Source organism: Actinoplanes campanulatus (genome assembly GCF_014647795.1).
GTDB classification, from domain to species: Bacteria; Actinomycetota; Actinomycetes; order Mycobacteriales; family Micromonosporaceae; genus Actinoplanes; species Actinoplanes campanulatus.
On the sequence record NZ_BMPW01000006.1, the window covers coordinates 116,551 to 135,156 of the forward strand.

The following is an 18,606-nucleotide window of genomic DNA, read 5'->3' on the forward strand; positions in this document are numbered from 1 at the left end:
GGAGATTTCCTCACAACGCGGTGCAAGAGCAGGGAAGATCGGTGCGTGGCGGTGCCACAGCGGCCTCAGTGACGGCGCCGAAACGCCGGTCGGACCAATGCCAGGACGGCGTCGGCGGGGCTCGGACGATCACCGGACTGCCCACGCTCGGAAGGTGCCGTGAAGACGAAGCAGCTTGGCAGGTTCGCCGTACCCGTAGGGGTCGTCGGCATCATCATCATGATGGTCGTCCCGCTGCCGACCTTCCTGCTGGACCTGCTGATCGCCGTGAACATCACGACCGCGCTGCTCGTGCTGCTGATCTCGATGTTCGTGCAGAAACCGCTCGACTTCGCCATCTTCCCCGCGCTGCTGCTCGTCCTGACCCTGTTCCGGCTCGCCCTCAACATCAGCGCCACCCGCCTGGTGCTGCGCGACGGCGACGCCGGCAAGGTGATCCACGCGTTCGGCAGCTTCGTCGTCGGTGGCAACCTGGTCATCGGCCTGGTCATCTTCTCGATCCTGGTGATCGTCCAGATGATCGTGGTCACCAAGGGCGCCGAGCGGGTCGCCGAGGTCGGCGCCCGGTTCACCCTCGACGCCATGCCCGGCAAGCAGATGGCCATCGACGCCGACCTCAACGCCGGTCTGATCGACGACGCCGAGGCCAAGAAGCGCCGCGCCGAGGTGGCCGCCGAGGCCGACTTCTACGGCGCCATGGACGGTGGATCCAAGTTCGTCAAGGGCGACGCGATCGCGGCCATCATCATCACGGTGATCAACCTGGTCGGCGGCTTCGCGGTCGGCATCATGCAGGCCGGCATGTCCCCGGCCGACGCGATGAACCACTACAGCATGCTGAGCATCGGCGACGGCCTGGTCTCGCAGATCCCGGCACTGCTGCTGTCGGTCGCCACCGGTCTGATCGTGACCCGCTCGGCCACCACCGGGGACATGGGGCAGAGCGTCACCACCCAGCTCAGCCAGAACAAGCTCGCGCTGCGCATCGGCGGCGGCGCCGCGATCGCCCTGTGCGTCATCCCGGGCCTGCCGAAACTTCCCTTTCTGCTGGTCGGCGGGGCGGTGCTGTTGATCGCCCAGCGGGTGAAGGACCCCGAGCCGGAGGTGGTCGACGCCCACGGCGCCGCGGCGGAGGGCGCCGACCTGCCCGCACCCGACAGCCCGGAACAACTGCTCGGCGAGATGCGGATCGACCCGCTGGAGCTGGCGCTCGCCCCGGACCTGGTCGACCTCGTCGACGTCAACAGCGGCGACCTGCTCGACCGGGTCCGCGCCCTGCGCCGCAAGATGGCCATGGAACTCGGCGTGATCATGCCGCCGGTCCGCACCCGGGACGACCTGGACCTGCCCCTCTCCTCGTACGCGATCCGGATCTCCGGGGTGGACGCCGGCGCCGGCCAGGCGCCGCCGGGCACCGTTCTCGCCATCGGCGAGGGCCTCCAGGCGCTGCCCGGCCGTGCCGGGGTCGAGCCGGTCTTCGGGCTGGCCGGCAAGTGGGTCCCCGCCGAACTGCACTACCAGGCCGAGATCTCCGGGGCGACCGTGGTGGACCGGGCCTCGGTGATCATCACGCATCTCGCCGAGATCGTCCGGACCAACGCCAGCCGCCTGCTCGGCCGGGAGGACGTCCGCGCGCTCAGCGACATGGTCAAGCGCACCCACCCGGTCGTGGTGGAGGAACTGACCCCGGCGCTGCTCAGCCTCGGCCAGATCCAGAAGGTGCTGCAGGCGCTGCTCGACGAGGGCGTGCCGATCCGTGACCTGGTGCGCATCTTCGAGGCGCTCTCGCTGCGGGCCAAGGTCTCCGTCGACCACGACGGCCTGGTCGAGGCGGCGCGCGGGGCCCTCGGCCCGGCCATCGCCGCCCAGTACGCGACCGCCGGCCGGCTCACCGTGCTCACCCTCGACCCGATGCTCGAGCAGGGCCTACTCGAATCACTGCGGCCCAGCGACACCGGCGCCTTCATGGCGATCGACGGCATGCGTGCCGAGGCGATCGTGAGCGAGGCGGGCCGGCTCACCGAGGCCGCCGAGCAGCAGGGCCTGAATCCGGTCCTGGCGTGCTCACCACAGCTGAGGCTGCCGCTGATGCGACTGCTGCGGGCCGGCTCACGCCGGGTCCAGGTGCTGTCGTACAGCGAAATCTCTGGTTCCACCGCACAGATCGAGACGATAGGGGTGGTGAACGGTGCCTACGCGGGTGCTTCTTGAGGGGCCGGCCATCGAGCCACTGCTGGCTCAGATTCGTGACGAGTACGGCTCAGGCGTACGGATCATCTCCGCCGACAAGGTACGAAGTGGTGGCATCGGGGGTTTCTTCGCGAAACAGCACTTCGAACTCTCCGTCGAGGTACCGGATCCGAACGAGGACAGTGAGGACATGGCGCAACAGTCCGTTGCCGAAAGCAGCACACCCAGCTTCGAGCGCCTGCTCGAACAGGCCGAAGCCCAGGACCGGGTGAACACCGAGAGGACGGCCGTCCCCGACCGGCCCGCGCGCCAGGAAGGCCGGCAGGCCGGAATGGGTGACACCGGTGCGGCGTTCGCCGAGCTGATGGCCGGTCTGGACGTCGCCGGTCACCTGGGCGAGGGCCGGGCGCCGGGCAGCCCCCGGTCGGCCAAGCCCCGGCATGCCGAGGCCGGCGAGGACAAACCCACGGTGCGACCGTTCCGGCCGGCGCCGGCCGAGCTGCCCGCCATGCCGAATTTCGGGGAATGGCCCACCGGCCGGGACCGGGAGTCCGCCGAGCCGCGCGGGACCATGACACCGATCCGGGCGGCCGCCGCGACACCGCGCGCCGCGGCGCCCGTGTCGGCGCAGCCGGCGCCTCCGCGTGGGTTCGGTGCGGTTCCGTCCCCGATGCGGTCGGCCGCCGAGGTGTACGGCCTGGAGGAGTCGATGCCGCTCTCCCCGGTTCCGGCGTCATCGGCCCCGGTCGAGGCCCCGGTTCCGGTCGAGGCCCCGGTCCCGGTTGCGGCTCCGGTCGCGGTCGGCCATGGCGAGCTGGATGCGGTCCAGCGCAACCTGATGTCGGTCGGGATGCCGGAGTCGATGGCCCGCAAGATCACGGGCGGGGACACGTACGCCGGTGTGCTCAGCGTCCTGGCCGCCCGTCCGGCCGCACCCGGTATCCCGGACGGCGGCGGCGAGATCCTGGTGCTGGCCGGTGAGGTGCACGCCGCGGTGCCGATCGCCAAGCAACTCCTCGACCAGGTGCACGTGGACCAGACCCATCTGCTGCTGGCGGCGCCCTCCACGGCGGGGACCGGGCTGCACTCGTCCCGGCTCATCTCCAGCTGCAGCGCGGCCGAGTCGCGGGCCGAGAAGCTCCAGAGCTCCGACAATCCGTGGGTGGTGGTGATCGACGCCCCGGTCGGCGGGACCGACGCGTTCTGGGTCAACGACATGTGCGAGGCGCTCGGGGCCACCGCGCTCTGGGCCGTCGTCGACGCCACCCGCAAGACCGCGGACACCGCCCGTCATCTGCTCGGTCTCGGCGACGTCGAGGCCCTCGTGGTGCACGGCGTGGAGCTCACCTCGGATCCGGGTTCGGTGCTGGGCCTGGACGTGCCGATCTTCTCGCTGGACGGCAAGCCGGCCACCCCGCACGCCTGGGCCGCGATGCTCTGCGCCCGGATCGCGGCCGAGGTGATGCCGTCCGCGGTCGCCCAGCGCCGGCTGACCCGTTCCGGCCGCCGTTGAGCGGGCGCCGCGATGATCAGGCCGTCGGTTCTGCTGTTCGCGCTGCTGATCAGCGCGCCGGCCTGGTACCGCCTGCTCCTCGACGAGCTGGAGCTCCGCCAGGTGCTGATCCGGTTCCTGATCGCGGTGCCGGTCGCCGCGGTGCTGCTCGCCGGGCTCCGGTTCCTCCTGGCCGGTTACCGGAAGGTCGAGGAGGAAGAGGCGCCCACATCCGTGGTGGTGACACCCGAGCGGTACGACTCCGTGCCCGATGAGTCACGCTGACCCACCCGCTGTGAACCAACCGGCGCCGGCCCGCGAATCCGCGGGCCGGCGCCGGTCACGTCGCTAGACGTGGGTGTCCAGCCGTCCACTGCCCAGGTCGGCCCGTCGGGTGGGGGCCGGGGCCGGTTGTTCGGCGGCGGTGTCCGGGCCACCCCGGGATCCGCCGTCGGCGCGCCGGCCGAGGTGCTCGGCGAACTGCTGCCGGGCCTGCTGCTCAGCGCTGCCCTGCCGCAGATCCAGTGAGCAGTTGTTGAAGCCGGCCTCGTTCAGTTGGCGGCGCAGGTCGTCGAGGGACTGCCGCAGCGCCTCGGTGCCGGCTTCGGTCCCGCCGGCCAACCGCACGCTGATGTCGCCGTTGCGGATCTCCGCCACCACCTGCACCGGTCCCAGGTCTGCTGGGTGCAGGTGCACGGTCAGCCGGTGCACGCCGTCCGCGTCCAGTCGCAGCGGGATGATCCGGGTGGCGAGCTGTGCCGCGTAGGGAGACGGGGTGGCCGGTGCAGGCGCCGGTGCCTGCGGGGCCGGGGCCTGGGCGGTCGGCGCGGTGGCCTGCGGGCCGGTCATCCCCGGCAGCCCGGCGGCGCCCGGATGGGCTGGACCGGCTTCGCCCGGTCCGGCGGCCTGGGGAAGAACCGTGGAGAACGCGGTGGCGGACTCCGCCGCGGCACGTCCGGTGGTGGGCGCGCCGGCCCTGTCGCCCGTTCCGGGCTGCTGGTCACCCTGTCCGGCGGAACCCTGCTCGGGCGCGGTGTCCGCGGTGGGCGCCGCCGGGCCGGAGGCGTCCGCGGTGGCGCCGAGGTCGGTGCCGGCGGATTCCGTGCCGTCCGCGGTCGCCTGGGTGGCGGCCTCGCCGGCGCGCAGGCTCTCCGGCCGCAGTGCGGCGGGCGCCTCGGCGCCGGTGGTCGTCCCGGTGGGGCCGTTCGCCGGAGCGGCGGCCTGCTCGGCGGCCGTCCGGCCCGCAGCCGCGACCTGGCCGGCGTCGGTGGCGGTTCCGGGCACGGGCGGGCCGCCCTGGGCCGGAGCGGCGACCTGGTCGGCGTCGGCGGTGGTTCCGGGCACGGGCGGGCCGCCCTGGCCCGCCGGAGCCGGTCCGGTCAGTGCCGTCAGCTGGTCCGTGCCGGCCGAGGCCGGGTCGGCCTGCGGCGGCTCGGTGGTCATGGCCTGGACAGCGACCGGCACCGGAACGACGGCCGTCGCCGCCACGGAACCCGTCTCAACGGCGGTCGGCTCCTTTTCGGCGCTGGTCCGGTCCGGCTCCGAGGACGCCGTGGCGGGCTGCTTGGTCACCCGCTCGGCGGTGTTCCGGTCATCGGCGGTGCGGTTCGGCGAGGTACGTTCCGACGTGGTGCGGCCGGACGAGTTCCGGCCCGCGACCGCCCGCCGGTCGGCGGCCTTCTCCGCCGCTCGCGTGGCGGCGGCCCGCTCAGCAGCGGCCTCCCGGCTGTCGGCGGTGCGGGCGGCGGCCCGCTGAGCGGCTTCCCGGCTGTCGGCTGCCCGCTCGGCTGCTCGCGCCACGGCGGCCCGCTGAGCGGCTTCCCGGCTGTCGGCGGTGCGGGCAGCGGCCGCCCGGGTGGCGGCGGCGGCCCGTTCGGTGGCCGCCCGTGACATTGCGGCGCGGGACATGAGGGCCTGGTAGTCAGCCGAGCCGGCACCGGCCCGGCTGCCGCCGCGATCCTGGTCCTTCGCATCGGTCGATCGGCCCATCTCGTTCGAGAGCGCCGACCCGAAGTCCGATCCGTCACCACTGCGGCGCCCAGTCGGCGGGCGGCCGATCTCGGTACCCGGTCGGCGGTCGGGGCCGGTCACTGAACTCGGCGTGGTCATCGGATCTCCCTGCTCTTCGATATCTGCCCGGACCGAACTCAGCGATCGAGCGCGGCCAGGGCGTTCTGCACCTTCGGGACGTATGCCTGGGTCTCCGCGTACGGAGGGATGCCGTTGTGCTTGTGGACCGCTCCGCCGCCCGCGTTGTACGCGGCCAGGGCAAGCGGTACGGACTTGAACTCGCGCAGATGCTGGGACAGGAGCTTGGCGGCCCCGTTCACGGCCTGAGCCGGGTCGAAGGCGTCGTGCACCCCGAGGCCGCGAGCGGTGGACGGCATGAGCTGCATGAGGCCCTGGGCGCCGGCTTTACTGACCGCCTTTGGGTCGTACCCGGATTCCACCTTGGCAACCGCGGCCAGCAGCTTCGGTGAGACGTCATACTTCGCGCCGGCCTTCAGGAACAGGTCGGCGTACGGCACTCCGCCGAGCCCGCCGCCGGTCCGGAGCTCGGCCGGGCGCAGCGACGACATGTCCTGCACCGCGGCGGTGGGAACGGTGTCGAGGACCCGGCGGATGGCGCTGGGCGTCTCGTACACATTCTGGATCTTGACGCGGTCGCCGGGCTTCGGCGCCGCGATCATCCGGTTGTCGCCCAGGTAGATCGCCACATGGTCGACCGGCGAGTTGAACGCCAGGATGTCGCCCGGCTTCGCCTCGGACAGGCTCGCCACCGGGCGCCCGGCGCGGGCCTGCTGCCACGAGTTGCGCGGCAGTTCGACACCGAGGTCCCGGTAGGCCCGCTGGACCAGGCCGGAGCAGTCCAGACCCTTGTCCGGGTCGGTGCCGCCGAAGACGTACGGCGTACCCAGATATTTCTTGGCCGCCGCGACGATGTCGTCACCGCTCGGTCCGCCGGTGACGGCCGGCCCGCCGAGGGTGCCGGTGGCTCCGGCCAGCGCCGATGCGAACTTCGTGCTGGAGGCGCCGCCGGCGGTGACCTGTACCGGGTTCAGGCCCAGCTGGTTCTGCAGTTCCGCGACACGGGAGAGGATCCCGCTGACTCCCAGCATCGTCACGCTTCGCTCCGGCTCGGGTCGTGGACGTCTCCGGCGGCGCTGCGCGCCTTGGCGGTCACCGCGAGCTCGTCCAGGACGGCCTGATCGGTCCGCAGGTCGTGGGCCTTGACCATGGCCGCGTGGCGGTCGCCCATCATCTCCACCGCCCGGCGCCGCTTGGCGGCGTCCGCGAGGGCGGCGAGTCTCTCCTGCTCGATCTCTTCGGCGGCGGTCACCATCCGCTGTGCGTCGAAGAGGCCGGAGGCGAGGGACTGCCGGGCGACCAGCGCCGCCACCATGGCACGGGCGGAGCCCTCGGACGGAGCGTCCGCCCCGACGAGTTCGAGCCTGCGGCGCCGGACCATGGCCTCGGCGTCCCGGACATCGGCCCGGGACTGGATCACGGCGCCGCGGGCGGCGTCCTCCTGGGCCTTGCGGGCACGCAGTACGGGCGCCAGCCGAAACAGACGATTCAACGTTGGCCTCCTAGCGGGACGGGTGGGCCTTCACATGCCGGTTCGGTCAGACAGCCGCTCCGCTGAGGTCCTGCACCCGCTTCGCTCCCGACCTGCCCCGCTCGCTCACCTCAACTCCGCGACCCGCCCGGATGTCCGGATCCGTGACCGCCTCAGGTGGTGGCGATCAGGGCGCGCAGTTCGGCCCAGGCGGACTCGGCGGTGGTGCGGTCGTCGAGGCCCTGGCGGAGGAACGCGCCGATCTGCGGCCAGGCCGCGTTGGCCCGGTCCGCGTCCGGATTGGTACCGGGTACGTAGGCGCCGATCTCGACGAGTTCGCGCACGTCCCGGTGCGCGGCCATCAGCCGGCGCAGCTCGGTGGCGTCGGACCGCTGCTGCGGTGTCGTGATCCGGTTGGCGACGCGGGAGATCGAGTCCAGCGCCTGGATCGCCGGGAAGTGCCCGGCGGTGGCGAGCTTACGGTCCAGCACGATGTGCCCGTCCAGGATCGAGCGGGCGGCGTCGGCGATCGGCTCGTTGTGGTCGTCGCCTTCGACCAGCACCGTGTAGAGGCCGGTGATGCTGCCCCGGGCGCCCGGCCCGGCCCGCTCCAGCAGGGAGGCGAGCATCGCGAAGACGGACGGCGGATATCCGCGGGTGGCCGGCGGCTCGCCGACCGAGAGGCCGACCTCACGCTGCGCCATCGCCGCACGGGTCACGCTGTCCATCATCAGCAGCACGTCGGCGCCGTCGTCCCGGTAGTACTCGGCGATCCGGGTGGCCACCGCGCCGGCCCGGAGCCGGACCAGCGGCGGGGTGTCCGAGGTGGCGATCACCAGCACCGAGCGGGCCAGCCCTTCCGGGCCGAGGTCGTGTTCGATGAACTCGCGTACCTCGCGGCCGCGCTCGCCGACCAGGGCGACCACGTTCAATTCCGCCGAGGTGCCCCGCGTGATCATGCTCATCAGGGTCGACTTGCCGACCCCGGAGCCGGCGAAGATGCCGATGCGCTGGCCCCGGCCGCACGGGACGAGGGTGTCCAGGACGCGTACCCCGAGGGACATCGGCGCGTCGACGAGCTGCCGTTCCATGGCCGAGGGCGGCGCCGAGTCGATCGGCACCAGGTGCCCGCGCAGCGGCGGACCACCGTCCATCGGCCGGCCCAGCCCGTCCAGGATCCGGCCGCGCAGGTCGGGCCCGACCGCGACGCGCAGCGGCCCGCCGGTGCTCACCGCCGGGGTGCCCGCGCCGATCCCGGTGATCGGGCCGAGCGGCATGCAGGAGAGCCGTTCCCCGTCCAACGCGGCCACCTCGGCCAGCACGATGTCCTCACCGACGCCGAGCCGCAGCAGGTCACCGACGTTCGCCTCGAGCCCGCTGACCGTGACGCGCAACCCGACAGCTCCGGTGACCCGCCCACTGACCAGGGGGCGGGCCGCCTCGACGGCACTGTGCAGCCGGTGCTGGAACAGATCGGTCATCGCCGGATCCTCTACATCCGCAGGGCCTCCCGGGCGCGGTCCATCGCGGTGGCGATGGTCGCGTCGACGGTCGCGGTACCCGTCTCGGCGACGGCGTCACCGGGTCGGAGCCCGGGATCGGGGCGCAGCACGATCCGCCGCCCCTGATAGTCGAAATCGCCCCCGGAGCCCTCGCCGACCAGGCTCTGGAGGTCGTCCGGATGCAGGCTGACGACCACGTCGGCGTGTTGCGGGGCGGCGGTCATGGCCCGTCGCAGGGCGTCCGCCCCGCGTTCCGGGTCCTCCCGCAGCGCCCGGCCGATGATTCCCTCGGCCAGCTCCCAGGCGCTCGCCATGATCATTTCCTGCACATCGGTGTAGGTCGGCCTGAGCTGGTCCTCCAGCTCGGTGACGGCACGGCCGAGGGCGTTCACCGCCTGGGCCAGGGCCATGGCGCGGCGATGCTCGTGCTCCTCCTCGGCGACCACGGCGCGAGCCGCGGCGGCCTCGTTGGCCACCGCGGCGTCACGTTTGCCCGCCGACCACCCTTCGGCGTAACCGGTGGTCCGGGCCTGCTGTTTGGCCTTCTCGACCGCTTCGTTGTCGACCGGGGTGTCGGGCCGCAGATCGACGGCGAACCGCGCGGCGGCGGCGTTCTCGGCCATCGCCCCGCGGATCACCCGGTCAGGCGATGAGCTCATCGGCCTCGCCACCACGCTGGATCTCGATCTGGCCGGAGTCCTCCAGCGAGCGGATGACGCCGACGATCTTGGCCTGGGACTCCTCGACCATCTTGACCTTGACCGGGCCCAGCAGGTCCATCTCCTCCAGCAGGTTCTCCCGCCCCCGCTCGGACAGGTTGCCGGTGACCTTGTCCCGCACGCTCACCGGCACACCCTTGAGGGCGGTGGCCAGGTCGGCCGGCTCCACCTGCCGCAGGATCAGCTGCACCGCGCGGTCGTCCAGGTTCACGATGTCCTCGAACATGAACATCCGCCGGCGGATCTCCTCGGCCAGCTCCGGGCTGCGCGTCTCGAGAGCTTCCAGGATGAGCCGCTCGGTGGTGCGGTCGGCGCGGTTGATGATGTCGACGAGCGGTTGCAGACCACCGACCGTGGAGAGCTCGTCCGGCTGCAGCACGCTGGAGAGCTTGCGCTGGAGGGCGCTCTCCACCTGCCGGATGATGTCCGGCGAGGTCCGGTCCATGATCGCGATGCGGTGCGCGACCTCGGTCTGCACCTCCAACGGCAGGTTGGCCAGGATCGACGAGGCCAGCGCCGACGGGATGTGCGCCAGCACCAGGGCGATCGTCTGCGGGTGCTCGTACTGAACATAGGACAGCAGTTGCCGTGGGTCCGCGTTGCTGAGGAAGTTGAACGGGATGTCGTCCATCGACGCCTCGAGCCGGTCCAGGATCAGCGCCGCCCGCTCCGAACCGAGCGACGCCTCCAGGAGCTCCCGGGCGTAATCCATGCCACCCGCTCCGGCGTACCGGGTGGTCGCCATGACGTAGAACTCGTCCATCACGTCGTCGACCTGCGCGGGTTGGAGCTTGCCCAGCCGAGCCACCTCGGCGGACACCATCTCGACCTCCTTCTCGGTCAGGTTCGCCATCACCTGGGAGGCCTGCTCCTTGCCGAACTGGACGAGCATGATCGCGGCCTTGCGGGCGCCCGTCATGGACATCGTGGCTAGCTGCGGTGTAGTCAACGGGTACTCCTGCCGTTCAGTGCTAGACCGGGTCAGAGGACATCCAGCTGCGGATCAGTGCCGCCGTCTCGTCGGGCTTCTCGCGGACCAGTTCCTCGATCTCCCGGCGACGTTCCTCCCGGGCCTCGTCGATCTGGTTGGCCGTGTCCGGCAGCTCCAGCGGCGGCGGCGCGTCGATCTCCAGCTCCGCCCGCTGAGCCTCCAGCGCGGCCTGCATGTCCTCGAGAAGACGGCGCTCCTCGTCGGTCAGCTGCTGCTGGCGCTTCTTGGCACGCCGGTGGGCCCGCCAGGCCAGGAAGATCAGGGCCAGCACCACGAGCAGCAGGACCGCCGTCTGGATCAGCTTGGTCCGCTTGGCCGACTCCTCTTCCGCGGCCGCTGCCGCGAGCTCTTCCTGGGCCGCCTTCGCCTGGGTGTCGTCGAACGGCATGGCGGCCACCGCGATGGTGTCGCCCCGGGTCGGGTCGATGCCGGCCGCCGCGCTGAGCAGCTGCTGCACCTCTTCCTTGTTGACCGCACCGGCGGCCGCGCTGTCCAGCAGAACCGACACGTTGAGCCGCTCGATGCTGCCCGGAGCGTTCCGGCGCACCTCCTCCACCTCGTTGAAGCGGCGGGTACGGGTCTCGTCCTTCTGCTGGTACTGGCCGGTGCCCCCGGCGCCGTTCGGCACCTGGATGTTGTCCGGGCCGAGCACGCCACCCGTACCGGTGCCGGTCCCGGCGTAGGTCTCGCTCTTGATGTTCTCCTGCTCGGCGGGCATCGACGGATCGGTGCTGTATTCCTTGCTGCGCGTCTCGGTCTGGTCGAAGTCCAGGACCGGGCTGGTGGTGACCACCGCGTTGCCGGGACCGACCAGGTTGTCGAGCATCCGCTGCAGGGACGTGTTCATGCGGTTCTGGAAGGCGACCGTCTGCTGCTCGGTGCCGCTGTCGGCGCCGGCTGAGCCGACCGTGTTGCCCCCGCCGGTGGAGAGCATCTGCCCGTCCGAGCCGGCGACCGTGACCTGGGTGGGGTCGAGTCCCTCGACGCTCGACGCGACCAGGTGCACGATCGACTGCACCTGCTGCTGGTCGAGTTCCTCGTTCGGCTTCGAGGCGACCAGCACCGACGCCGTCGGCTTCTTCTCGTCGTCGGAGAAGATGTCCTCCTGCGGCATCACGAGGTGAACCGTTGCGGCCTCGACACCGTCGATGGATTTGATCGTGCTGGCCAGCTCACCCTCGAGCGCCCGCTGGTAGTTGGCGTGCTGCATGAAGTCGCTGGTGGTGATGCCCTGCTGGTCCAGCAGCGAGTAGCCGGTGCCCTCGTCGCCGGGCAGGCCCTCGCTGGAGAGCTGGAGCCGCAGCTCGTTCACCTGGTCGCGCGGCACCATGACGGTCTGGCCGTCGTTCGCCAGCTCGTAGGAGGTGCCGGACTTCTCCAGCGACTCGACGATCGCGGCGGCGTCCTTGGTCGAGAGGTTGTTGAAGAGCGTCTGGTACGACGGCTTGGCCGCCCAGGTGGCGAAGAAGTAGCCACCGACGAGGATGGCGAGAACCGCGAAGATGGTGACTGCCTTCTGTCCCGGTGTAAAGGACTTGAAGGTGTCCGTAACGCGGCGAACGGGAGCGGGAAGGCGGTCAGTCATGTCAGGCCTGCATCCTCATGATCTCTTGGAAGGCTTCGACGGCCTTGTTGCGAACGGCCATGGTCAGCTGCAGTCCGAGGGCCGCCTCGGTGGAAGCCATCGTGTACTGCGCCGGGTCCTGCAGCCGGCCGTCGGCCACCTGCACGGCCAGGTCGCTGGCCTTGGTCTGGGCGGCCTGCACGTTCTCCAGGCCTTTGGCGACCATGCTGGCGAAGTCGCTGTTCGGGCCGACCGCGGAGGGCGTGGACCCGGTCTCCGAGGCGCCGCCGAGGCCGCCGATTTTCAAGCCGCCGGTGACACCGCTGAGACCGCTGAGGCCGGAGACGGAGGAGAAACCGCCGATGGGGCTGATCGGTGAGGTCAAGACAATCACTTCCCGAGGTTGATCGCGGCGGTGTACGTCTCGCGTGCCCGGTCGACGACCGCAAGGTTCGCCTGGTAGGAGCGCTGGGCCATCATCATCTGGGCCATCTGGTCGCCCATGTTGATGTCCGGCCGGCGGACGTAACCCTCGGCGTCGGCGAGCGGGTTGTCCGGTTCGTGGACCAGGATCCCCTCCGGGCTGCCGAAGTGGGCGCCGGCGACCTCGACGCCGTTCCCGTCCTGCGCGGCGCGGGCCGCGACGTACCGGGCCTGGAAGGCGTTCTCGCTGGTCCGGGTCGTGGTGTTGGCGTTGGCGAGGTTGTCGGCCACGGCGTCCAGCCACTTCCGGTAGACCGTGACACCAGTGCCGGCGATCCCGATGGCGTTGAAGGTACTCATCGTCAGGCCCCCTTGATGGCTTCACGCAGCAGGCTGTACTTGCCGTCCAGCGCCCGGATGGCGAGGTTGTAACGCATCGTGGTGTCGATGTGCGACAACGTCTCCTCGTCGAGGTTGACGTTGTTCCCGTTCAGCCGGGTGGGCTCCAGCGACCTCAGCACGCTCGGGGTCACCTCGGCCGGTGTCCGGCCCTGGGTGACGGCGCTCTGCAGCGCCTCCTCGAATTTGACCTTACGGGCCTGGTAGCCGGGGGTCTCGATGTTGGCGATGTTGTTGGCGATGGCCTGCTGGCGCAGGCCCAGCCCGGTCACCGCTACCCGCAGCGCGGACGACGAGCGGTCGTCGAACAAGGTGGCTCCCTCCGTCGATCCGTTCCTGTCGCCGATCCTTGGCTTCTCGTTCGAGCAATCCGTCGCTCGTACCCTGCACTTCGGCGCACTCGCCGATCCGCTGAGTCCCAACCGGTTGCCGGTAGGTTGCACACGAAAAGGTCCCGTCCCCCGTGTCGGGGGACGGGACCTTCATCAGCCGTGGATCACATGGCGCAGTCGAGGTAGACCGGGCGCTTGACGGCCTCCCCGGTCTCGATCCGGGCGGTCATCGCCGCCTGCTGCCGGTTCGCGGTGATCCGCCGGGCGATCTCCTCGGCCGCCGCCAGCTGCCGGGTGAGGATCTCGTCCGCCCGCGGCCTGAGTTCGAGCGGCAGCGCACCCAGGTCGGTCGGCGGACGCCACAGGTTCGCCGGCGGCGTCTCGAGTAGGCGCCGCTCATCGGCGAGCAGCGTCTCGACCGTCAGCACGTCCAGCTCGAGCTCGTCCAGCGCCGCGCTCCAGGCGCCCCGCCAATCGGTGGAAGCCATCACGGTCGTCATGCCGGGGCCAGAGCGGCCTCGCGCCACGCGTCACGCAGTGGCTCCACCAGTTTCCGGCAAGCGGCCACCCGGTCGGCGTCCCGCTTGATGTTCGCGCCGATCAGCTCGGTGAGCAGGAAGCCGTAGAGGTTCGCCAGACCCGGCGCGCCGTCCCACGCGTCCACCTTGAGACTGGCGTGCAGCTCCATGACGATCTCCTGCGCGTGGCCGATCCGGTTGTTCGCCGACTCCCGGTCACCGCCGCGGAGGGCCTCCTCGCCGTGCATCAGGTCCAGCACGAGCCGGTCGTAGAGCATCATCAGCAGCTTCGCCGGCGAAGCCGTGTTGATCGAGTCCTGAAGATAGCGGTCACGGTGGTTGGTCACGGTCGTCGGTCCCCTCGGTCGGTGTGTGCGGAGTCGGTGTCGCGGACGCGTTACATCAGGCCTGCCAGCTGACCGGACAGCCAGCTCGACTGGTTCTGGAGCTTGCCGAGCGCGACTTCCAGGCCGGAGTACTGCTTCTGCAGCGCCTCACGCTTGCTCACCAGCCGGACGTCCCAGCTGCTGATCTGGTCGTTCAGCGAGTCGATCTCGTTCTTGCGGCCGGTGACGGCATTCGTGATCACCGTGGACTGCTTGTCGGCGAGAGCCTCCACCTGGCTGGCGAACGCGGTGCCGACCTGCTGGATCTTCTGCGGGTCCTTGTTGTATTCGGCGGTGAACTTGGCCGCGTCGAAGGTCAGCTGGCCGTCCCGGTTCAGCCCGACGCCGAACTGGCTGAGGCTGCCGAAGTCGACCGTCTCGGTGGTCTGGTCGGGCAGGGTCCGGTCGTAGGTCAGGCCCCGGCTCACCGTGCCGAGGATGGCCTGGCTCATCTCCCGCACGGTGGAGTCACCGGTGAGGGCCGAGCCCTTCTTCGTCCCCACGTTGTACGCGGTCTGCGTCTTCACCTCGGTGAGCGCCGCGTTCATGGCGTCCACCATCGCCTGCATCTTCGCGGTGACGGCGGCGGCGTCCGAGGCGGCCGTGACGGTGACGCCGGCCTCCTTCTTGGTGGCCGTGATCGCCACGCCCGGCATCAGCCCGCTGAACGTGTTCGTGTCGCTGCTGACCGCGTATTCCGCGGCGGTGCCCGGGTTCACCTTGAGGAGGGCGCTCTGCGAGGGCGTGTCCTCGGCGGTGAGGCCACCCGCGCTGAGATCCACCTGGAATCCGTTGCCGGCGCCGGTCTTGGTGCCGGAGAACTGGAGCACGCCGTTGGTGCCGTCGGTGTTGACCACGGTCGCGCGGACATTGAGCCCGGCCGCGTTGACGGCGGCGGCGATGTTGGCGGCCGTGGGGTCCTGATCGGCGGGAATCGTGATCGTGGTGGGGGCGCCGGCGGCGGTGAACAGGTCGTTCGTCCCGTCCGCGTCGCTGTCCGACCACGCTCCGGTCGTGATCGTGAACGAGCGGGGATAGGTGGTCGCGGTGGTGTCGACGTTCTTGACGACGCTGACCTGTGCCCGGGCCACCTGGTCCACGTCGAAGGTGATGCTGCCGGACATGCCGGACATGCCACCGGTGGCCGCGGCGGTGACGCTCGTCGAGGTGGACTCGGTCTTGAGCGATCGCCAGGTGGTGAGCGACTGCATCGCGTCCGCGGCCGTCTTGACGGCCTTCAGCTTGGTGTTGACCGACTGGTAGGCGTTCTGCGCGTTCTGCGCGGTCTGCGCCTTGGCCTTGAGCTTGTTCTGCGGGGCGGCCTCGACCTGCATCAACTGCGTGATCATCGAGGAGGTGCTGAGACCGCTGACGAGACCGTCGATGGAGCTGACCACGGGTACCTACCTTCAGGGGTCTAGCCGGTTGTGAATGCGGATGGGGGTGGCCGTTGCCGGTCCACCCCCATCTTCGGTATCGCGCCTTGCTAATTCAGTTGTTGTCGGTTGCCGTCCGGTTAGAACGTCAGCGGAGCAGCGACAGCACACCCTGCGAGGACTGGTTGGCCTGCGAGAGCATGGCCGTGCCAGCCTGGGTCAGGATCTGGGAACGGGTGAACGAGACCATCTCGGTGGCCATGTCGGCGTCCCGGATACGGGACTCCGACGCGGACAGGTTCTCGACGGTCGTGTTGAGGTTGTTGATGGTGTGCTCAAAGCGGTTCTGGGACGCACCGAGCGAGGCCCGCTGGTCGGTGACCGTCTTGAGGGCAGCGTCCAGCGCATCGATGGCGGCCGTCGCACCGGCGCTGGTGCTCAGGTCGAGAGCGTCGATGGCGAGAGTGGTGGCGTCCATGGCACCGATCGAGATGCTGAGGACATCCTCCGCACCCGTGTTCGCGCCGACCTGGAAGTCCTTGGCGGTGAAGGAACCGTCAAGCAGCTTCGACTTACCGAACGACGTGGTGTCGCTGACCCGGGTGATCTCGAGGGCGAGCTCGTCGACCTCCTTCTGCGACGCCGCCTTGGCGTCGGTGTCCAGGGCGGCGCTGTTCGCCTGCACGGCCAGGTCACGCATGCGCTGCACCATGCTGGTGACCTCGCTCAGGGCGCCCTCAGCGGTCTGCACGACGCTGATCGCGTCCTGGGCGTTGCGGGTGGCGACCTTGAGGCCACCGACCTGGGAGCGCAGACCCTCGGAGATCGAGAGGCCGGCCGCGTCGTCCGCCGCGCGGTTGATGCGGAAACCGCTGGACAGCTTCTCCAGCTGCTTCGACATCTGGTTGTCGCTGACGGAGAGGTTGCGGTAGGCGTTCTGCGCGGCGATGTTCTGGTTGATACGAAGACCCATGAGAAATTCCTCCTTGAGTGGGGTCCTGACCGGCCCGTCCGTGAGCCGTGGTGTTGTGCCCTACCCATCGGCGGACCGGCGGGAGGCCATGAGGATTATCGGAAAATTCTTCGGGCCTATCGGGCGAAACGGAGAAGTGCCGGTCGGCGGCGAAACTGCTCAGTGTTAAGGCCGATGTGCCGATCTGCCCGGATGAACGGTCCGCCCGGCGGGTGGCCCGACCATCGACACGACGGAGGACCACGTGAGCCTGACCGATCTGGCCAGTGTCCTGTGGCGCTCACGTGAGCTGCTGGAGATGCTGCTCTTCAAACTGGAGGAGGAGCAGCTGCTGCTCGCCGCCAACCGTTCGCGCTGGCTCAGCCACGCCACCCGCGAGGTGGAGCTGGTGCTCGATCAGATCCGGCAGACCGAGGTCATCCGGGCGACGTACGCGCAGGCGGTGGCCGCCGAACTGGGTCTGGACCCGGAGGCCTCGCTCGGCGAGCTGGCGGATGCCGCCCCGGACCCCTGGTCCGACCTCTTGCACCAGCACCGCAAGGCGTTCCTGCTGCTGACCTCGGAGATCCGGACGCTGGCAGACGTCAACCGGGACCTGCTCACGGCCGGGCAGCGCGCGGCCCGCGAAACCATGCTCGCGTTCGCCGAGACAGTGGAAACGTATGGACCACAGGGACAGACAGTCACCGGCGGCGTGCGCCGCCCCACCCTGGTAGATGAGGCGATCTGATGGGCAGCACTTTCGGCGGCATCAACACCGCGCTCACGTCGCTCTACGCGCAGCGTCGCGGCTTGGACGTGACCGGCCAGAACATCGCGAACGCCAATACCGAGGGTTACAGCCGGCAGCGGGTGTCGATGCGCTCGCTGAACTCCAACACGGTGCCCGGCATGTACTCCATGTCGACGGAGGCCGGCGCGGGTGTCGCGGTCTCGTCGGTCGATCGGTTGCGCAGCGCGGGGCTGGACCAGCGCAGCTACATCGAACACGGGACCTCGGCGTATCACACCGAGCGGGCCGGATCGTACGGGCTCATCGAGGAGGTCTTCGCCGAGCCGAGCGACACCGCGCTCCAGGCTCGCCTGCAGGACCTGTGGGACGGCTGGAACGCCGTCGCGATGAATCCCACCCAGAGCGCGCCCAAGGCGGCGCTGCTCGAACAGGCCGCGACCGCGGCGGCGTCGCTCAACGACGCGGCCGCCTCGCTGAACAACCAGTACACGACCAACCGGACCGGCCTGGACATCCGTACCGCTGAGGTGAACAAGACCGCCGCGGAGATCGCGAAGCTGAACAAGGAGATCGTGGTGGCCACCGCGGCCGGCCTCCAGCCGAACGAACTGGCCGACCAGCGCGGGCAGCTGATGCTGAAACTGTCCGACATGATCGGTGCGACGGCGCAGAGCCTGCCGAACGGCTCGATGAACGTCTACGTCGGTAACGCCGCTCTGGTCAGCGAGTTCACCTCCCAGACGATCGAGGTCGCGCCCGGTAGCGCGACGCGGCTCGAGGATCTCGCCGCCACCGGGGTCAACCTGCGATGGGCGGACACCGGACTTCCGGTGAACGCCGGCGGGACCATGGGCGCCCAGATGGAGTTGCTCGGCAAGGGCGGCACGCTGGACGAGATCGCCGGGCGGCTGGACAAGGTGGCCGCCGCCCTGGCGAAGACAGTCAACGACCTGCACAGCACCGGGTACAGCGTCGACGGCACGACCGGGCAGAACCTCTTCATCGCGGGCGGCGGTCTCCCGGTCGGCACCCCGATCACCGCGGCCAACATCGCGGTCGGCATCACCGACACGAGGAAGCTGGCGGTCTCCGGAGGGGATCCCACCGGGACACCGCCGGTGCTCGACGGGTCGATCGCGGACAGCCTCTCCGATCTGGGCGCCTCGACGAGCGGAGCCGACGCCGAGTATCAGTCGCTGATCGGCGACCTCGGTGTGGTCGCCCAGTCCTCGATGCGGCGGCGCGACATCCAGGTCTCGGTGACCGAACAGGTGGACGCGGCACGCGACGCGGAGTCCGGGGTCAACCTCGACGAGGAGATGACCAACCTGCTGACCTACCAGCGGGGATACGAGGCGGCCTCACGCGTCCTCACCACGATCGACTCGATGCTTGACCAATTGATCAACCGTACCGGCCTCGTCGGTAGGTAAGGGGAGCCATTTCATG

Annotated in this window: 19 protein-coding genes; 5 read left to right on the forward strand and 14 right to left on the reverse strand. The window is 70.2% G+C overall.

Annotated features, from left to right (window positions below):
- Nucleotides 1-159: 159 nt before the first annotated feature.
- The 3 genes from IEZ13_RS13385 to IEZ13_RS13395 are packed head-to-tail and all read left to right on the forward strand — an operon-like array spanning nt 160 to nt 3,967.
- A complete protein-coding gene (locus IEZ13_RS13385; RefSeq protein WP_183222486.1) occupies nt 160-2,211 on the forward strand; it encodes a flagellar biosynthesis protein FlhA in 2,052 nt (683 codons plus the stop codon).
- Nucleotides 2,189-3,703, forward strand: coding sequence for a hypothetical protein (locus tag IEZ13_RS13390; RefSeq protein ID WP_183222487.1), 1,515 nt, complete (start codon nt 2,189-2,191; stop codon nt 3,701-3,703). Before IEZ13_RS13385 ends, IEZ13_RS13390 begins: the two co-directional genes overlap by 23 nt.
- 12 nt (nt 3,704-3,715) lie before the next feature.
- The gene (locus tag IEZ13_RS13395; RefSeq protein WP_183222488.1) at nt 3,716-3,967 is read left to right on the forward strand and encodes a hypothetical protein; all 252 of its coding nucleotides are present in this window, start codon (nt 3,716-3,718) and stop codon (nt 3,965-3,967) included.
- Nucleotides 3,968-4,030: 63 nt separating this feature from the next.
- Here the strand turns inward: IEZ13_RS13395 and IEZ13_RS47485 are convergent, their stop codons facing one another.
- From IEZ13_RS47485 to IEZ13_RS13465, 14 genes are all read right to left on the reverse strand, one after another.
- Nucleotides 4,031-5,791 (reverse strand): flagellar hook-length control protein FliK, encoded by a 1,761-nt coding sequence (locus IEZ13_RS47485; protein WP_183222489.1) that lies wholly within the window; start codon nt 5,789-5,791, stop codon nt 4,031-4,033.
- Between the two features lie 38 nt (nt 5,792-5,829).
- Nucleotides 5,830-6,801 (reverse strand): transglycosylase SLT domain-containing protein, encoded by a 972-nt coding sequence (locus IEZ13_RS13405; protein ID WP_183222754.1) that lies wholly within the window; start codon nt 6,799-6,801, stop codon nt 5,830-5,832.
- A gap of 2 nt (nt 6,802-6,803) precedes the next feature.
- A complete protein-coding gene (locus tag IEZ13_RS13410) occupies nt 6,804-7,262 on the reverse strand; it encodes a flagellar export protein FliJ (RefSeq protein WP_183222490.1) in 459 nt (152 codons plus the stop codon).
- 152 nt (nt 7,263-7,414) lie between these two features.
- On the reverse strand, nt 7,415-8,722 hold the full coding sequence (locus IEZ13_RS13415) for a FliI/YscN family ATPase (RefSeq protein ID WP_183222491.1): 1,308 nt from the start codon (nt 8,720-8,722) through the stop codon (nt 7,415-7,417).
- Nucleotides 8,723-8,733: 11 nt separating this feature from the next.
- Nucleotides 8,734-9,402 carry a FliH/SctL family protein gene (locus IEZ13_RS13420; RefSeq protein ID WP_221245669.1) on the reverse strand — a complete coding sequence of 223 codons (669 nt, stop codon included), beginning with the start codon at nt 9,400-9,402 and terminating at the stop codon, nt 8,734-8,736.
- A complete protein-coding gene (gene fliG, locus IEZ13_RS13425; RefSeq protein ID WP_183222492.1) occupies nt 9,386-10,411 on the reverse strand; it encodes a flagellar motor switch protein FliG in 1,026 nt (341 codons plus the stop codon). Before fliG ends, IEZ13_RS13420 begins: the two co-directional genes overlap by 17 nt.
- Before the next feature lie 22 nt (nt 10,412-10,433).
- The gene (fliF, locus tag IEZ13_RS13430; protein WP_183222493.1) at nt 10,434-12,038 is read right to left on the reverse strand and encodes a flagellar basal-body MS-ring/collar protein FliF; all 1,605 of its coding nucleotides are present in this window, start codon (nt 12,036-12,038) and stop codon (nt 10,434-10,436) included.
- 1 nt (nt 12,039) lies between these two features.
- A complete protein-coding gene (gene fliE / locus IEZ13_RS13435; RefSeq protein ID WP_229794666.1) occupies nt 12,040-12,411 on the reverse strand; it encodes a flagellar hook-basal body complex protein FliE in 372 nt (123 codons plus the stop codon).
- Nucleotides 12,408-12,800: a flagellar basal body rod protein FlgC gene (locus tag IEZ13_RS13440; RefSeq protein ID WP_183222495.1), complete on the reverse strand. Its 393-nt coding sequence runs from the start codon at nt 12,798-12,800 to the stop codon at nt 12,408-12,410. The genes fliE and IEZ13_RS13440 overlap by 4 nt, the downstream gene beginning before the upstream one ends.
- A 2-nt stretch (nt 12,801-12,802) precedes the next feature.
- Nucleotides 12,803-13,150: a flagellar basal body rod protein FlgB gene (locus IEZ13_RS13445; protein WP_183222496.1), complete on the reverse strand. Its 348-nt coding sequence runs from the start codon at nt 13,148-13,150 to the stop codon at nt 12,803-12,805.
- A gap of 185 nt (nt 13,151-13,335) precedes the next feature.
- Nucleotides 13,336-13,659, reverse strand: a complete 324-nt coding sequence (locus IEZ13_RS13450; RefSeq protein ID WP_229794667.1) for a hypothetical protein — start codon at nt 13,657-13,659, stop codon at nt 13,336-13,338.
- Nucleotides 13,660-13,667: 8 nt separating this feature from the next.
- A complete protein-coding gene (gene fliS / locus IEZ13_RS13455; RefSeq protein WP_183222498.1) occupies nt 13,668-14,036 on the reverse strand; it encodes a flagellar export chaperone FliS in 369 nt (122 codons plus the stop codon).
- A 50-nt stretch (nt 14,037-14,086) separates the two neighbouring features.
- Nucleotides 14,087-15,472 (reverse strand): flagellar filament capping protein FliD, encoded by a 1,386-nt coding sequence (fliD, locus tag IEZ13_RS13460; RefSeq protein ID WP_183222499.1) that lies wholly within the window; start codon nt 15,470-15,472, stop codon nt 14,087-14,089.
- A 127-nt stretch (nt 15,473-15,599) separates the two neighbouring features.
- A complete protein-coding gene (locus IEZ13_RS13465; protein WP_183222500.1) occupies nt 15,600-16,424 on the reverse strand; it encodes a flagellin N-terminal helical domain-containing protein in 825 nt (274 codons plus the stop codon).
- A 244-nt stretch (nt 16,425-16,668) separates the two neighbouring features.
- On the opposite strand from IEZ13_RS13465, the gene IEZ13_RS13470 reads away from it, so the two are divergent.
- Nucleotides 16,669-17,154, forward strand: a complete 486-nt coding sequence (locus tag IEZ13_RS13470) for a flagellar protein FlgN (protein ID WP_183222501.1) — start codon at nt 16,669-16,671, stop codon at nt 17,152-17,154.
- The gene (flgK, locus tag IEZ13_RS13475) at nt 17,154-18,590 is read left to right on the forward strand and encodes a flagellar hook-associated protein FlgK (protein WP_183222502.1); all 1,437 of its coding nucleotides are present in this window, start codon (nt 17,154-17,156) and stop codon (nt 18,588-18,590) included. The genes IEZ13_RS13470 and flgK overlap by 1 nt, the downstream gene beginning before the upstream one ends.
- The last annotated feature ends 16 nt before the right edge of the window (nt 18,591-18,606 follow it).

What these genes read in the sequence shown, in the direction of transcription:
- IEZ13_RS13395 (WP_183222488.1), top strand. Translation starts at nt 3,716, where the DNA reads ATGATCAGGCCGTCGGTTCTGCTGTTCGCGCTGCTGATCAGCGCGCCG.
- IEZ13_RS47485 (WP_183222489.1), bottom strand. Translation starts at nt 5,791, where the DNA reads ATGACCACGCCGAGTTCAGTGACCGGCCCCGACCGCCGACCGGGTACC.
- IEZ13_RS13405 (WP_183222754.1), bottom strand. Translation starts at nt 6,801, where the DNA reads ATGCTGGGAGTCAGCGGGATCCTCTCCCGTGTCGCGGAACTGCAGAAC.
- IEZ13_RS13415 (WP_183222491.1), bottom strand. Translation starts at nt 8,722, where the DNA reads ATGACCGATCTGTTCCAGCACCGGCTGCACAGTGCCGTCGAGGCGGCC.
- IEZ13_RS13420 (WP_221245669.1), bottom strand. Translation starts at nt 9,402, where the DNA reads ATGAGCTCATCGCCTGACCGGGTGATCCGCGGGGCGATGGCCGAGAAC.
- fliF (WP_183222493.1), bottom strand. Translation starts at nt 12,038, where the DNA reads ATGACTGACCGCCTTCCCGCTCCCGTTCGCCGCGTTACGGACACCTTC.
- IEZ13_RS13440 (WP_183222495.1), bottom strand. Translation starts at nt 12,800, where the DNA reads ATGAGTACCTTCAACGCCATCGGGATCGCCGGCACTGGTGTCACGGTC.
- IEZ13_RS13450 (WP_229794667.1), bottom strand. Translation starts at nt 13,659, where the DNA reads ATGGCTTCCACCGATTGGCGGGGCGCCTGGAGCGCGGCGCTGGACGAG.
- IEZ13_RS13465 (WP_183222500.1), bottom strand. Translation starts at nt 16,424, where the DNA reads ATGGGTCTTCGTATCAACCAGAACATCGCCGCGCAGAACGCCTACCGC.
- flgK (WP_183222502.1), top strand. Translation starts at nt 17,154, where the DNA reads ATGGGCAGCACTTTCGGCGGCATCAACACCGCGCTCACGTCGCTCTAC.